General features: G+C 68.3%; 11 protein-coding genes. 4 read left to right on the forward strand and 7 right to left on the reverse strand.

Features of this window, described 5'->3' with window-relative positions:
* Positions 1 to 38: 38 nt before the first annotated feature.
* Positions 39 to 1,211, reverse strand: coding sequence for a hypothetical protein (locus ALI44B_RS11755; RefSeq protein WP_143459213.1), 1,173 nt, complete (start codon positions 1,209 to 1,211; stop codon positions 39 to 41).
* A gap of 140 nt (positions 1,212 to 1,351) precedes the next feature.
* Between ALI44B_RS11755 and ALI44B_RS11760 the strand changes: the two genes are divergently transcribed.
* Positions 1,352 to 2,815 carry an MFS transporter gene (locus ALI44B_RS11760; protein ID WP_238592192.1) on the forward strand — a complete coding sequence of 488 codons (1,464 nt, stop codon included), beginning with the start codon at positions 1,352 to 1,354 and terminating at the stop codon, positions 2,813 to 2,815.
* Between the two features lie 113 nt (positions 2,816 to 2,928).
* Here ALI44B_RS11760 and ALI44B_RS11765 read toward each other — a convergent pair whose 3' ends face one another.
* The gene (locus ALI44B_RS11765; RefSeq protein WP_077054829.1) at positions 2,929 to 5,013 is read right to left on the reverse strand and encodes a YhgE/Pip domain-containing protein; all 2,085 of its coding nucleotides are present in this window, start codon (positions 5,011 to 5,013) and stop codon (positions 2,929 to 2,931) included.
* Entirely contained in the window at positions 5,010 to 8,192 is a 3,183-nt protein-coding gene (locus tag ALI44B_RS11770) for an MMPL family transporter (RefSeq protein WP_077054830.1), read from the reverse strand. Before ALI44B_RS11770 ends, ALI44B_RS11765 begins: the two co-directional genes overlap by 4 nt.
* Positions 8,193 to 8,308: 116 nt before the next feature.
* Here ALI44B_RS11770 and ALI44B_RS11775 point away from each other — a divergent pair, with 116 nt between their 5' ends.
* Positions 8,309 to 8,983 (forward strand): TetR/AcrR family transcriptional regulator, encoded by a 675-nt coding sequence (locus tag ALI44B_RS11775; RefSeq protein WP_077054831.1) that lies wholly within the window; start codon positions 8,309 to 8,311, stop codon positions 8,981 to 8,983.
* A 139-nt stretch (positions 8,984 to 9,122) separates the two neighbouring features.
* Here the strand turns inward: ALI44B_RS11775 and ALI44B_RS11780 are convergent, their stop codons facing one another.
* The 3 genes from ALI44B_RS11780 to purL form a co-directional block, all read right to left on the reverse strand.
* Complete coding sequence (locus ALI44B_RS11780) at positions 9,123 to 9,599, reverse strand: GNAT family N-acetyltransferase (protein WP_238592193.1); 477 nt, start codon at positions 9,597 to 9,599, stop codon at positions 9,123 to 9,125.
* A 37-nt stretch (positions 9,600 to 9,636) separates the two neighbouring features.
* Positions 9,637 to 9,909 (reverse strand): type II toxin-antitoxin system TacA family antitoxin, encoded by a 273-nt coding sequence (locus tag ALI44B_RS11785; RefSeq protein WP_083709935.1) that lies wholly within the window; start codon positions 9,907 to 9,909, stop codon positions 9,637 to 9,639.
* Between the two features lie 135 nt (positions 9,910 to 10,044).
* Positions 10,045 to 12,348 (reverse strand): phosphoribosylformylglycinamidine synthase subunit PurL, encoded by a 2,304-nt coding sequence (gene purL, locus ALI44B_RS11790; RefSeq protein WP_083710160.1) that lies wholly within the window; start codon positions 12,346 to 12,348, stop codon positions 10,045 to 10,047.
* Between the two features lie 145 nt (positions 12,349 to 12,493).
* Here purL and ALI44B_RS15945 point away from each other — a divergent pair, with 145 nt between their 5' ends.
* Positions 12,494 to 13,405 carry a transglycosylase SLT domain-containing protein gene (locus ALI44B_RS15945; RefSeq protein WP_143459215.1) on the forward strand — a complete coding sequence of 304 codons (912 nt, stop codon included), beginning with the start codon at positions 12,494 to 12,496 and terminating at the stop codon, positions 13,403 to 13,405.
* 80 nt (positions 13,406 to 13,485) lie between these two features.
* Positions 13,486 to 13,905, forward strand: coding sequence for a pilus assembly protein CpaE (locus ALI44B_RS11805; protein ID WP_077054837.1), 420 nt, complete (start codon positions 13,486 to 13,488; stop codon positions 13,903 to 13,905).
* A gap of 706 nt (positions 13,906 to 14,611) precedes the next feature.
* Here ALI44B_RS11805 and ALI44B_RS11815 read toward each other — a convergent pair.
* Positions 14,612 to 15,217, reverse strand: a complete 606-nt coding sequence (locus tag ALI44B_RS11815) for a DedA family protein (protein ID WP_077054839.1) — start codon at positions 15,215 to 15,217, stop codon at positions 14,612 to 14,614.
* Positions 15,218 to 15,295 lie beyond the last annotated feature (78 nt).

Consider the following 15,295-nt stretch of genomic DNA (forward strand, 5'->3'; position numbering starts at 1 on the left):
GTCGCGTGCCACGCGCTCAGAGGCGTGGCCCGACCGGCTCAATCAGGGGTGACGTCGGATTCGAAAACCGGCGACGACGGCAGGTCGTCGGAGACCGTGGTGTGGGAGACCTGGCCGAGGAGGTGGGCCTGGAAGAAGTAGTCGGCGCTGTCGACCGCGTTGCCCGCGCCGGGGCCGCCGGATGAACCGCTCGAACCCGAACCGGAGCCGTTGCCGTTGGCCGGCGCGGCGGGGCCGAACGGGGAGTCGGGGCCGCCGAAGGGCGAGCCGCCGAGCGGGGATTCGGCCGGGGCGGAGTCGGTGGCGACAGCGCCCGCGGCGGAAGAAGCGGAGGAGCCGAAGCCCGTGCCGGCACCCGCGAACGGGATGGCCGGGAGGGACGAGCCCGCCGGGCCGAATGCCGGGGAGAGAGCGAGGGCCGCGTCGACGTTGGTGGCGCGCAGCTCGGCGAGGGCGACTGCGGCGGGGGAGGCATCCTGCCCACTGAGGCCGGGGAGAACACCGTCGACGATGCCGCCGGGAAGACCGGGAAGACCGGGAACGACGCCGCCAGAACCGGGCGTGGTGCCGGGGATGCTGCCGTCGACGATGGTGTCGGTGCCGCCGACGACGGTGCCGAGCGAGCCGTCGACGGTGCCCGTGATCGGGTCGGTGATGCCCTGCACGGGGTTGCTGCCGACGATGTCGCTGACGACGGGAGAGGTGACGATGTCGCCCACGACGGGAAGCTCGGTGACGACCGTGTCGACGGTTTGCGCGACGGGCGTCACGATCTGGGTCACGGGCTTCTGCGCCACGACATCCGAAACCGTGTCGGTCACGGCGGGAACGACGGCGACGACCTCGCGAACGGGGGCCGGAGCGTGCTGGACGACCGGGGCTACGACCTTCTCGGTGACCTGCGAAACCGTGTTGGTCGCGCCCGAGACGACCTGGTTGACGGGCTGTTCGACGGCTCCGACGACGCCTGAGACGAGGTTGCCGACGAGGCCGGGCTTCGAGTCGGGCGGCGTGGCCGAGTCGGCGGCGTGGGCCGATGAGGTGCCGAAGAAGAAGAGTGCGAGCATCCACCCGAAGGTGACGGCCGAACTCAGGAGGAGGATTCGAGCCAGGCGGGATGCGTGGGCGGGGCGCTCGATGACGCGCGCAACCTGAGGGCCGTTCGGAGTGTTTCCCTCCCGAACGGGTACCTGATCTGCAGTTAGCGTCATCGCATTCACCCCCCAAAGGTGTGAGCAGGACATTACGCCGAAGTTTTGTTCACGTCTAGCCCCCGAGGCCCCCTCGAATCTGGGTATTCGCCGAGAGTAGTGTGTCTGTCGGCCACCCGGGCCAGGAAGTGAAGGCGACGATGACTGAGACGAAACTGGGCACGATCACGACGAGCATCCCGTTCCGGATGGACCGATTGCCGTGGGCCAGGTGGCATTGGATGATCGTGATCGGGCTCGGCACCGTCTGGATTCTCGACGGCCTCGAGGTGACCATCATCGGTGCCATTGGAAGCCGACTGACCGACCCTGAAGCGGGCCTCGGTTTGAGTGCATCCGATATCGGTTTGGCGGCCGCTATCTATGTCGCGGGGGCCTGCATCGGCTCCCTCTTCTTCGGCTATCTGACCGACCGGTATGGGCGCAAGAAATTGTTCCTCATCACGCTCGGTGTCTACCTCCTGGCGACCGTCGCGACGGCGTTCTCGTTCAACCCGATCTTCTTCTTCATCTGCCGTTTCTTCACCGGCGCCGGCATCGGCGGCGAGTACGCGGCGATCAACTCGGCCATCGACGAACTCATCCCGGCCCGCCGCCGCGGACTCGTCGATCTGGCCATCAACGGCTCGTACTGGCTGGGTGCCGCGTTCGGTGCCGTGGTGTCGGTGCTGCTGCTCAACGAGAACTTCTTCGCGGCCGACATCGGATGGCGGCTGGCGTTCGGTTTGGGCGCCGTGCTGGGTGTCGTCATCCTGCTGGTCCGTCGCAACGTGCCCGAGTCGCCGCGCTGGATGTTCATCCACGGTCACGACAAGGATGCCGAGAAACTGGTCGGCGAGATCGAAGCCGAGATCGAAAAAGAGACCGGAGAGAAGCTCGAATCCGTCGACAAGACGCTCGAGATCCGCCAGCGCAAATCCACCGGATTCGGAGAAATCGCCAAGGTTGCGATCACCAAATACCCGAAACGGTTCGTGCTCGGCCTCTCGTTGTTCACCGGTCAGGCGTTCCTCTACAACGCGGTGTTCTTCACCTACTCGCTCGTGCTCACACAGCTGCTCGACGTGCCCGACGACGTGGCTCCGTGGTCGCTCGTGCCCATCGCGCTCGGCAACTTCGCGGGTCCGCTCATCCTGGGCCGGTTCTTCGACAGCATCGGGCGCAAGGTGATGATCTCGGTGTCCTACATCGGCTCGGGTGTGCTGCTCGTCGTCACGGCCATGCTCTTCAGCAATGAGATTCTGGATGCAACCACGCTCACCATTGCGTGGGTCATCGTGTTCTTCTTCGCCTCGTCCGGTGCCAGTGCCGCCTACCTGACCGTGTCCGAGATCTTCCCCATGGAGACGCGGGCGATGGCCATCGCCTTCTTCTACGCGCTCGGCACGGGCCTCGGCGGCATCGTCGGACCGATCCTGTTCGGTCGCCTCGTGGAGGACTCGATCCAGGCCGTGGCGGTGGGCTACTACATCGGAGCCGGCCTCATGATCGCGGCGGGTCTCGTCGAGGTGTTCATCGGGGTGGAGGCCGCGGGCAAATCGCTCGAGGACATCGCCGAGCCGCTGAGCGCGAGCGAGGGTTCTTCGGAGAACGCGAAGAGTTAGGCCCAAAACGGCTCGTTGACGAAACAACGGATGCCCCGAGCTCATGTGGCTCGGGGCATCCGTGTGTCACGCCGTGGGGCGCGCGGTGATCAGCTGTGGAACGGCGCCGCTGATCAGACGGTCGCCGGGGTTCGAGCGCCGGCACGGGCCGACGACGGTTCGGGGGCCGATGCTTCGCCGAGGGCCCGCAGCTGCGCCGCCGACACGCTGCGGCGTCGGGCGATCGCGAGCGTGGTCACGACGAGCGAGAGCAGCAGCCAGAGCACGATGCCCGTGACGCCCGCAACCACGCCGCCGGTCTCGAGGGCCATGGCGCGCAGGGCGTTGAGCGCCGGGTGCACGGGCGTGTACTCGAACACGGTGTCGAGCAGATCGGGCACCGTCGCAATGATGCCCGTCGCCAGGGTGACGAGCGTGACGATCATCGAGATGAAGCGGCCGAACCCGCCGAAGACGGCGATGAGCGCCTGGTTTGCGGCGGCGAAGGCGGCCCCCGCGACCATGGCGATGGCCGCGAAACCGATCCACTCGGGGGCGTCGAGCTTCAGCGCAGGCTGCATGACGGCCGAGACCAGCAGGCCCTGCAGAATGCCGACGAGTCCGGCGGGCAGCCACGTGCGCACGGCCAGGCTAAGCGACGAGCGCGTCGACGACAGCACGGCCGAGGGGATGGCGCGCAACACGATGAACGTGGCCAGCGCGCCCAGCCACAGGGCGAGCACGGCGTAGAACGGCATGCTCGTGGTGCCGAAGAGCGCGTTCGCCTCGGCGCCGTCGGTCGTGACGGGCTGGCTCACGACCTTGGCGAGGTTGTCACGGTCGGACTCGCTGTAGCTCGGGATGGACTGCACGGCCGTGTCGAGGCCGTCGGCCAGCGTGTGCGTGCTGTCGGCGAGGGTTTTCGACCCGTCGGCGAGGCCCGTGGCGCCCGTGCCCAGCTGGGTGACGCCGTCGGCGAGGGTCGTGAGACCCGTCGAGAGTCCGGAGGCACCCGTCGAGAGCTGGGCGGTGCCGTTGGCGAGCTGCGTCGAACCGGCGGCGAGCTGCTGGATGCCGGAGGCGAGCTGCGGTGCCGTGCCGGCGAAACCCTGGATCTGGGTGGCCGCGGTCTGGGCGCCGTCGGCGAGGGGCTGCACGCCGCCGACCAGCTGCTGGTACTGCGGCGAACCGTAGAGCGCGGTCACGCCCTGCGCCACACCCTGGCAGGCCTGCTCGGCCCCGGGTCCGCCTGCGGTGCAGAGGGCAGCAGCCTGCGACAGTTTGCCTAGCTGCTCGTTCAAGCCGCCGGTGCCGGCGATGCCGCTCGCGACGCCCTGCACACCGTCGGCGAGGGTCTGCGAGCCGGTGGCGATCGCCTGGATGCCCGCGGGCAACTGTCCGACCTGGGTCGCCGCGGCGTTCAAGCCGTTCGCCAATTGCTGCGCACCCGTATTGGTCTGGGCGGCGCCCGAGGCCAGCTGCGAGGCGCCGGACGTGAGCTGCGGCATCCCGGCCGCGAGCTGGTTCACGCCGTCGGCGAGCTGCACGGCGCCGTCGCGCAACGAGTCGGTTCCCGTCGCGAGCTGCTGCGCGCCATCCGCCGCCTGGCCGAGCTGCGTGCCGAGCGTGTTGAAGCCCACGTAGACGTTCTGCAGGTAGCTCGTGGTGAGGCCGTTGCCGACGAGGTTCGCGGCCGTCGACGAGATGGTCTGCGTGATCGCGTCGTCGACGAGGCGGCTCTGTTTCGAGGTCGCCACGTCGATGGTGGCCTGCTCGGCGTCGGCGGCGTCGCCACCGAACGAGGTCGCGGCCTTCGAGAAGTTCTTCGGGATGGTGACGACGGCCACGTATTTGCCCGACGTCAGACCCTCGCGCGCCTCGTCGGCGTCGGTGATCTTCCAGGCGTAGTTGGTGTCGCTCGTGTTGTCGTTGGCGGCGGCCTTCGAGGTGCCGTCTTCGCCCGCATCCGATGAAGCGCCACCGTCGACCAGGCCGGCCGAGAGCTGGCGGCCGAGCGGCACGGTCTGACCGTCGACCTGCACGGGTTCGTCTTCGTTCACGATTGCCGCGGTGACCTGATCGAGCCGGTCCTGCGGGTTGAAGAGGGCCCACACGAGGATGCCGGCCACGACGAGCGGCACCAGGACGATACCGATCAGCGACAGCACGGTGATGCGCTTCGAGGAGCGCGCGCGTTCGAGGCGGGTGAGGATGCTCATGCGGGGACCTCCGCGGTGTTCGTGGTGCGGGTGCGAGATGTTTCGAGGGAGACGTCGACGAAGCCGTCGCCGGCGGGGATCGCGTCGGACAGCGGCCATTCTTCGACGGTGCCGACGGCCAGGGTGAGGGTCTCGTCGCGACGGGCGGCGGATGCCTGAGCCTCACTCAGCTCGACGAACACCTGCTTGCGCGCGGCGTGGTCGGTGAGTCGGTCGATGCCGTCGATGACGAGGAGCGCGGGCTGCTCGTCGACGATGTCGCGGATGCGGCCGACCGCGTCGACCGAGTCGTCGACCGTGAGGAAGGCTACCCGCGAGCGGATCGTGGTGGCGCGGATGGGCGACACCAGACCCGCCACCTTGAGCGTGCCCTGGTCGGGTTTGGCGCGACCCGAGATGGTGAGCAGCAGCGCGCGCACCGCGGCGGGGTGCTCGCCGTGCACGACGAGCGTGTGGCCGGCGGGGAGCACGAAGCTGAGGTCGTGGAAGAGGGCGTGTTCGGCATTGGCGCTCGGTTTGAGGCCGATGCGGTCAGCGACCACGACATCCGTGCTGCCGGGGGCGGGCCAGTTGGCCAGGTCGAGCTCGCGCTGCAGACCCTCACCCTCCACGTCGAACGACGGCAGGGCGCGGTCGAGCCACTTGGGCAGCCACCAGGCGCGTTCGCCCAGCAGGGCGAGCACGGCGGGCACGAGCGTCATGCGCACGATGAACGCGTCGACGAACACGCCGACCGCGAGGCCCAGGGCGATGGGTTTGATCGATGTGTCGCCCTCGGGCACGAAGGCCGCGAACACCGCGAACATGATGACCGCGGCGGCCGTGACGACCTTGGCCGAACCCACGAAACCCGTCGTGACGGCCTTGCGCGCATCCTTGCCGTGCACGTAGTCCTCGCGCATGCGGGCCACGAGGAACACCTCGTAGTCCATCGCGAGACCGAAGAGCACGCCCATCAGGATGATCGGCATGAAGCTGATGACGGGGCCGGTCTGTTCGACATGCAACGCCTCGCCGAACCATCCCCATTCGAACACGGCGGCCACGGCGCCGAACGACGCGATGACGCTGAGCAGGTAGCCGAGCGTGGCCTTGATGGGCACCCAGATCGAGCGGAACACCATGGTGAGCAGGATGAGCGAGAGGCCGACGACCAGGATGCCGAAGGGCAGCAGAGCTGCGCCGAGGCGGTCGGAGACGTCGATGCCCGCGGCGGTCGTGCCCGTGACGGCCAGGTCGACGCCGTACTTGTCCTCGAAGTGGTCGTGCTGGGCGCGCAGATCGGCGACGAGGTCCTTGGTGGACTGCGAGTCGGGCCCGCCCGTCGGCACGACCTGGATGATGCCCGTGTCGGCGGTCTCGTTGGGGGTGGCGAGCGGCACCGAGTCGACGCCATCCATGTCGCGGATCTCGTCGGCAATGTCGTTCATGAGACCGACGGGGTCGTTGCTCGTGACGATCGAACCGGTCACGATGAGCGGGCCGTTCTTGCCCTCGCCGAAGTTCTCGCCGATGAGGTCGTAGGCCTGGCGCGCGCTCGACGAGGCGGGCAGCGAACCGGCGTCGGGCAGGCCCAAGCGCAGCTGCAGGGCGGGCACGGCCGCGAGGCCGAGGATGCCGACGACCAGCACGATCGTGAGCAGCGGGAAGCGCGTGACGGCGCGCACCCAGCCGTTGAAGAACTTGTTCTGGTGGTGCACGGCCTGGTCGCTGGGGCCCGGGGCGGGCGGCGGCGCGATGGCGGGGCGGCTCTGCGCGGCCTGCGTGAGCGGCGAGCCGGCCGGGCGAGCGGATGTCGCGGCGGGCGGCGTCGTGATCGCGGCGGCGTGTGCGCCCGAACGCCCGTGCGTGGTCTGCACGGTGTCACCGTCGACATCGGCGAAGAGATTTTCGAGCAGGACCGGTTCGGAGTCGGCGCGCGAGGCGGCGGCGGCCGAGACGGGGCCGGATGATGCGACGGGTGCGGTCGAGTCGGCACCGGCGTGTGCTGCGGGGTTGCCGACAGGAGCGCCGGCGCCGGTGTTGGTGCCGCCGGTCGTGTTGCTCGAGCCCGTGTGCGTCGAGGAAGCGTCGGCGACAACATCCGCTCGATCGGTGCCGCGTGAGCCTGCCCCCGCCTCAGCCTTGGCCTTGGCCTGCTTGCGCAGCGCGCGACGGTTGGGGTTGATGCGACCCTTGGCGAAACCGAGCAGGGCCGGGATGAGTGTGAGGGAGATGCACACGGCCAGGGCGACGGCCACGGCGGCCGCGGTGCCCATGGTGGTGAGGAACGGGATGCCCGCCACGCTGAGCCCCAGCAGGGCGATGACGACCGTGAGGCCGGCGAAGATGACGGCCGAACCGGCGGTGGCGACGGCGCGCGCCGCGGACTCTTCGGGCTGCATGCCCTGCCGCAACTGGTCTTGGTGCCTCGAGATGATGAAGAGCGCGTAGTCGATGCCGACGGCGAGCCCGAGCATGAGCGCGAGCAGCGGGGTGGTCGACGAGATCGGCCCGAAGATGGTGGCCACGAAGATGAGGGCGATCGAGATGCCGACGCCCAGGATGGCGCTGAGGAGCGGCATGCCCGCGGCGAGGAACGAGCCGAAGGTGAGCACGAGCACGACGAGCGCGACGACGAGGCCGACGGCCTCGGTGATGGTGACGGTCGGCAGCTCGGTGGCGAAGAGCGACCCGCCGAGCGTGGCCTTGGCGCCCTGGGGGAGAGCCTCGTTGAGCTCGTCGGTGATCTTCTCGAGATCGGACTTGGCGGTTGCCGTGACCTCGGACTGACCGACATCCATCTGCACCGAAATGAGCGCGGCTCGGTCGTTGTCGGCGATCGCGCCTGCCGCGTTCTCGCCGAAGGGGTCGGTGGCGGCGGCGACCTGCTCGCTGTCACCCAGGTCGTCGACGGCCGTCTTCACGGCGTCTTGCACGTCTTGGTCGCTGATGTCGTCGCCCTCGGGCACTGTGACGATGATCTGTGCCGACGCGCCGCTCACCTGCGGGAACGTGCTCGACAGCGTGTCGAGGGCCTCTTGCGATTCGGTGCCCGGAATGGAGAACGCGTTGTCGGTGCCCTGGTTGAACAGCGCAGCGCTGCCGCCCGCGAGGGCCAGCACGGCGATCCACAGCACGAGGACGAGCTTGCGGCTGCGGTACGACCAGCGGCCGAGGGCATAGAGCAGAGAGGACACGTGGTTCTCCTTTGGGGACGGAAAAGTTACGATACAACGACGTATCCAATACACGAATGTATTCGATACAATCGTGTATCGCAAACGTTCGTTCGCGGTGTCAGGAAGGATTCAGGATGACGACCCAGCCCGTAGACGTGGAACCCGCTGTCGAATCCGCTCGCCGCCAGAAGACGCGCGAACGCCTCATGGATGCCGCCTTCGACGTGTTCGCCGAGCAGGGTGTGCACGCCGCATCCATCGAGGCCGTCACCGAACGCGCCGGCTTCACGCGCGGTGCCTTCTACTCCAACTTCGCGAGCAAGGAGGAGCTCTTCTTCGCTCTGGCTGAGCGCGAGAACAGTGTGCGCCTCGACCGCCTGCAGGAGGGGATCGACATCATCTTCCCCACGCTCGGCACACCGGTCGAGTCCCTTGACATCGAGGCGGTCGCCGAGATCGTCGATCGTTTCATGCTGTTGCAGCCCAACGACCGGCACTGGTGCATCGTCGAGTCCGAGTTCCGCACGCTCGCGCTGCGCAGCCCCGAGGTCGCTGCGCGCTACATCGATTACGAAACCCGCATCGATACGCGTCTCGCCCGCCTGCTCGAAGACGCCGTCGGCACCGTCGGCCTGCGCTTCACGATCGACTCGCTGCAGGCCACGCGCATCATCACGACGCTCGCGCAACAGGCCACCTACGATGCCATCCTCGCCGGCCCGGATGTCGCCACCGACGACCTGGCCCGCGCCAACGCGCGCCGCGTCCTCCCCGCCGTCCTCCTCGGCCTCACCGAGCCCGTCGCCTGACCTCGTCGCCCGTCACGGAGCGCTAGTCGCGCAGGGACCCGAGGTGCCGCGCAGCAGGAACCTCAATGCAACCCGGCCTATTTCTCCTTTAGTGCGGCTAAACGAGAAATAGCCATGCGGTTGCAACGGCTATCGCGAGTTATAGCGCCTGCCTCACGGTCTCGACAGCGTCGGCGGTGAGGAGATAGAGCGCCCTGCTCGCGTCGGGAAAGGGCGTGAAGCCGAAGCGGCGGTAGAAGGACTTCGCGCCGTCATTGAGAGAGTGCACGACGATTGCGCGGAAGCCGATCGCATCGGCGGCTGAGATCGCCCGCACGACGGCGTCCTGCAAGAGGGATGCGCCGAGGCCTTGGCCACCGTATTGTTCGGCGACGGCGAGGCGCCCGATGAGAGCAACGGGAATGGAGTCGGGCATATTGCGCGCCAGGCGGCTGGGTGATTCCGTGCGCACGAGCGAACTCGCGGACAGGCAGTAATACCCGGCAACGATGGTGTTGCTGTCTTCGGATGCCGGCGTCGTGACGAAGGTGCGGGCCCCGCCCGATATTTCGCTGCGCAGGGAACGCCTGCTCAGCCAGTCGTCAAGCGTCGCTTCTCCGCACCGGAACTCGCTCACGTCGTCGTTCTCGCGAATGGCGCGAGGACGGAGGAATTCAGTCAACGAAAACGGACGGGCGTTTGAGGAGCGAAGCCAGCCCGTCGATGCTCTCTGCCGGACGGTCGAGCTCGGCGGCGAACGCATCGAACGCTTCCGCATCCACACGCAACATGCGTTCGCGGCGGATGACCTCGTGCGCTTCGCGCGTCAAGGCGTCGGTGGAGAAATCGGTGACGGTTCGGCCTGTCAGCGCGGCCGCTTCTTCGATGAGCTCTTTCTGCGGCTCGGTGAGGCGCAGATCGATGCGGCGGTTCTTCGTGCTGGTCATCCTTCGAGTGTACGGCATTTCTCCGTACGCTGCCGGGAGGGGTCCCGCCGATCTGTCTCGGGGACTCAGCCGCGCCAGAACACAGAGAAGGCCCCAACCGTCCGGTCGGGGCCTTCTCTGAATCAGCGAGTGGAGCTAGCCGACGGTCGGGCCGAAGAGCGCGGGCAGCGTGGCGCGGTGCGTGCTGCGCAGCTCGTCGACGGTGAGCGTGAACTGGTCCTGGATCTCGAGGGACGCGGGCGTGCCGGCATCCGCCTTGACCGTGACGCCGATGCGCAGCACGGGGTAGCCGCGCCCCTCGCACAGGCCGCGGAACTTGACGTCGTCTTCGCGGGGAACCGACACGATGACGCGACCGGTGGACTCGGAGAAGAGGGCCGTCGAGGCGTCAACGCCGTCGCGGTCCATGATCTCGCCCAGCCAGACGCGCGCGCCCACCCCGAAACGCATGACGCTCTCGGCGAGGGCCTGCGCGAGGCCGCCGTCGGCGAGGTCGTGGGCCGAACCAATGAGGGCCGACTGCGCGCCGGCGTGCAGCAGACCGGCGAGGTCCTTCTCGGCCTGCAGGTCGACGCGCGGAGGCAGGCCGCCGAGGTGGCCGTGGATGGTGCCGGCCCAGGCCGAACCGCTCAGCTCGTTGGCCGTGACACCCAGCAGGTAGATGTTGTCGCCCTCGTCTTGCCAACCGCTCGGAACGCGGCGCGCGACGTCGTCGATCACGCCGAGCACGCCGACGACGGGCGTCGGGAAGATGGGCACGTCGCCCGTCTGGTTGTAGAACGACACGTTGCCGCCCGTGACGGGGATGCCGAGCTCGAGGCAGCCGTCGCTCAAGCCCTCGACGGCCTCGGAGAACTGCCACATGACCTCGGGGTTCTCGGGGCTGCCGAAGTTGAGGCAGTCGGTGACGGCCGCGGGAACGGCGCCCGTGACGGCCACGTTGCGGTATGCCTCGGCCAGGGCCAGGCGCGCACCCTGTCGGGGGTCGAGCTGGCAGTAGCGGCCGTTGGCGTCGGTAGCGATCGAGAAGCCGAGTCCCGATTCTTCGTCGACACGGATCATGCCGGCGTCGTCGGGGAAGGCCAGGGCCGTGTTGCCGAGCACGTAGTAGTCGTACTGGTTGGTGATCCAGCTCTTGTCGGCGAGGTTGGCCGAGCCGAGCAGCTTGAGGAACTGTTCGCGCAGCGTGGCCGGGTCGGTGGGGCGGGGGAGCGCCTCGGCCGTGTCGGCCTGCAGCGCGTCGATCCACGTGGGATAGGCGACGGGGCGGTCGTAGACGGGGCCGTCGACCGCGACCGTGCGGGGGTCGACGTTGACGATCTCTTCGCCGTGCCAGTCGATGACGAGGCGGCCGGTGTCGGTGACCTCGCCGAGGACGCTGGTCTCGACATCCCACTTCTTGACGACCTCGAGGAACGCGTCGAGCTTCGACGGCTCGACGACGGCCATCATGCGCTCCTGCGACTCGGACATGAGGATCTCTTCGGCGGTGAGCGTGGGGTCGCGCAGCAGCACCTTCTCGAGCTGGATGTACATTCCGCCGTCGCCGTTCGAGGCGAGCTCGCTCGTGGCGCAGCTGATGCCGGCCGCGCCGAGGTCTTGGATGCCCTCGACGAGCTTCTCGCGGTAGAGCTCGAGGCAGCACTCGATGAGCACCTTCTCGGCGAACGGGTCGCCCACCTGCACCGCGGGGCGCTTGGTGGGGCCGCCGTCGGCGAACGTGTCGGAGGCCAGGATGGACGCGCCGCCGATGCCGTCGCCACCCGTGCGGGCACCGAACAGCACGACCTTGTTGCCCACGCCGGTCGCATTGGCGAGGTGCAGGTCTTCGTGCCGCAAGACGCCCACCGAAAGCGCGTTGACGAGCGGGTTGCCCTGATATACCGGGTCGAAGTAGGTCTCGCCGCCGATATTGGGCAGGCCGAGGCAGTTGCCGTAGAACGAGATGCCGGATGTCACACCGTGCACGACGCGCGCCGTGTCGGGGTGCTCGGGCGAACCGAAGCGCAGCTGATCCATGACGGCGACCGGGCGTGCACCCATCGAGATGATGTCGCGCACGATGCCGCCGACGCCCGTTGCCGCACCCTGGAAGGGCTCGATGTAGGAGGGGTGGTTGTGGCTCTCGACCTTGAAGGTGACGGCCCAGCCCTCGCCGACGTCGACGACGCCCGCGTTCTCGCCCATGCCGACCATGAGGTTCTTGGTCATCTCGGGCGTGACCTTCTGGCCGAACTGGCGCAGGTACTTCTTCGAGGACTTGTAGGAGCAGTGCTCGCTCCACATGACCGAGTACATGGCGAGTTCGCCCGAGGTGGGGCGGCGGCCGAGGATCTCTTTGATCGAGGCGTATTCGTCGGGCTTCAAGCCGAGGGCAGCGTAAGGCTGTTCCTTCTCGGGCGTCGACGCAGCGTTCTGCACGGTGTCGGCAACGTGCATGCGGGCTGGTGTGGTGGTGTCGGTCACGGGGAAGGGACTCCTAGGCAAGAGAGTGGATGCCGGACGCCTCCCATTCTAGGTGAGCGGCACGCGCCTCCCAGACGCCGTACACGTGCTTGTCATCTTGGTTTGGAAGAATGCGCGGATGGCTTCGAGCAGAGCGGTTTCCTCCCCGCGCGCGCGTGCCGGGCGATCCGGTGCTGCCGCTTCGTCCACTATTCCCCGGGTCAAGACGCCCCCCGGTCAGAAGGCCGGTCAGAAGAAGCGAGCGTCGGATGGCGTGGGCCGTCGGCGTGCGCCCGCGAAACCTGTTCGCCCCGCCGCTTCGGCCCGAGGAACCGGTCGCGGTGCGGCTGGCGCACGTGGGGCAGCGGGTGGCCGCGGTGCATCGGGCGGCGCAGGAGGTGCGCGCCCCGGCTCGAACGGGCGACGCCCACCCCGTCCTCGCGGCGGCAGCCGTCGCCTGTCGCGCACGACGATAGCCGTCCTCGTCGTGGTCGGGCTCATGGTCACAGGCATCGGCGGGCTGACGGCCGCGTACTTCTGGGCGGCATCCGGAATCACGTCGTCGATGCTGGCGCAGCCTCCGGCGCCGCTGTCGACACTCGACCTGTACACGCCCGAACAGCGGGCCAACGCCGAGACGATCATCGACGTGGCATCCGCCCAGGGTTTGGGCGATGACGCCGCGACCATCGGGGTCATGACCGCCATGGGCGAGTCGGGGCTGCGCACGATCGACTATGGCGACCTGGCCGGGCCCGATTCGCGCGGGCTTTTTCAGCAGCGTGACAACGGGCACTGGGGCACGCTCGAGCAGCGCATGGACCCCGTGCACTCCTCGGGCATGTTCTTCCGCGACCTGCAGAAGGTGCCCGGATGGCAGGCGCTGCGCCCCACCGAGGCCGCGCATGCCGTTCAGCTCAACGCCGATAGCGAGCATTACACCAAGTTCTATGGGCCGGCCCGGGCCCTCGTGGTGGCGATCCTGGATGAGCGGGCGGGACGTTCCACGCCGACGCCCACGATCCTGCCGACCGAGGCGCCCGTCTCGTAGCCGAAGCGCGCGGGCCGTCCCAGCCGGGAAAACGCCGACAGCCCCTCGCCAGGAGCGGCCGGCCGGGCCACGATGGGACGATGATCTCACGCGATTTGGCGCTCGAACTCCGGCAGGCGGGCCTGGTGTGGCACCCCGCATCCGGCGACCGCTTTCAGATCGACCTGCCCGATTCGGCCGAGTTCCAGAGCGAGGCCGACGTTTTCACGGTCAGCGATATGACCATCGAGGCGCATCACTATCCGGGCGGAACCGTGCTGGGCTTCAACGGCACGACCGAGTGGGCGCTCGACTCGGTGGCGATCGCCGACGCGCTGTGGCTGCCCCGCGAGGACCAGCTGCGCGAACTGTTGCGGGCCACGTTCCGGGCGCTGCGCCGCACGGTTGACGCGTTCGAGGTGGAAATCGAGTTCCGCGGCGAACGCTCGGTGTTCGAGCATCCCGAACCGGCCGAAGCCTACGGCCGCGCCCTGCTCGCCTTCATCGGCGCCTCGGTCTGACGCCCCCGCGGACACGCTCAGAGAGCGCTCATTCGCCCGACGGCGGGTCGCGGCGGCGGGTGTGGTTCGCGTTCACGCTCTGGCCGGGTGAGGCCCGCGAGCGAGTTTGAGAGAGGAGTTCACGAACACGGCGGCAGCGACAAACAAGATGCCGCAACACAACCAGGCGATGGCCGGCGCTACGGGCTCAGGGCGCTGGGTAATCAACCCGACTCCGACAAATACGAGATATGCCGCGGCCACGTAACCCGCGAGGGGTTTCTCGGTCATGCGCCAAGCGGGCCGACGGCTCCGGACATCCTCGCTGGGCCCGCGGAAGGTTCGTGAGCAGAAGCTGACGAGCAGCACGACCAAGGCGGTCATCACGAGCGAACCCTCGTTGTAGCCGCTGACTGATACTGCGAGAAACCCGATCGCTGGGAAGAGGACTCCGCATGCGACGACGAGTCCGATTTTCGCGGACGGCGATGAAATCCTGATTGACATGGGTTGTTCCTCCTACTGCCTGGGGATCAGTGAACTAGAGGGCGGTGGGCCCACACAATGGCTCGGCGACAGGTTGAGTAGCGCGATCGAAAAGTTGAGTAGATGGGCGCGGATGTGAGTGTCGGATTGCCCTTTCCGGAGTAGCGGAAGCGCCTACACGGGCAAGAAAGAAGCACGGATGAGTACCGCCTCCTGAGTAGCCGAAAAGGGGAGGGAGCGGTCAGCTGCCGCTCGATGATTCGCGGCGGCGGGTGCGGAGTTTGAGGAGGAGGTCGACGGCGAGGCCGAGGGCGATCGCGACGACGATGGAAACGAGGACGGCGACGACGGGGCCGCCCGGCACGAGGAGCCCGACGACGGCGCCCACGACGCTCTGGTAGGCGGCCCAGGCGCTCGCCGCGATGGCCGCGACGCCGAGGTAGCGGGCGGGGGAGAGGCCAGAGGCTCCGGCGGTGAGGTTGACCGCCAGGCGGGCGAAGGGGATGAAGCGGGCTGTGAAGACCACGACGGCCGTGTTGCCGTGCAGGCGGCCCCGGGCCCAGGTGAACGCGGATTGAACGCGGCGCCCGCGCATCCAGGCCCAGCGGTCGAGGCCGACGTGGCGCCCGATGAGGAAACAGGCGGCATCGCCCAGGAAGGCGGCGAGGGCGGCGACCAGGATGACGGCGAGAACGGGTGGTGTGCCCGTCGACGCGCCGAGGGCGGCGGCCGCCGTGACGACGGTTTCGCCCGGCAGGATGACGAGGAACGCGTCGCCCAGCACGAGGACGAACAGCGCGGCGAGAAGCCAGGGGCTGCCGGCGAGTGCGTTGATCACGTCGTCCACGCCCGCCAGGCTGCCACGTCGCGGTGAACGTGGATAGAACGGCGGACGACGGGGAGAACCGCGGGTGACCCGTCGTCG

The sequence above is a fragment of the Leifsonia sp. ALI-44-B genome (genome assembly GCF_001984125.1).
GTDB lineage: Bacteria > Actinomycetota > Actinomycetes > Actinomycetales > Microbacteriaceae > Okibacterium.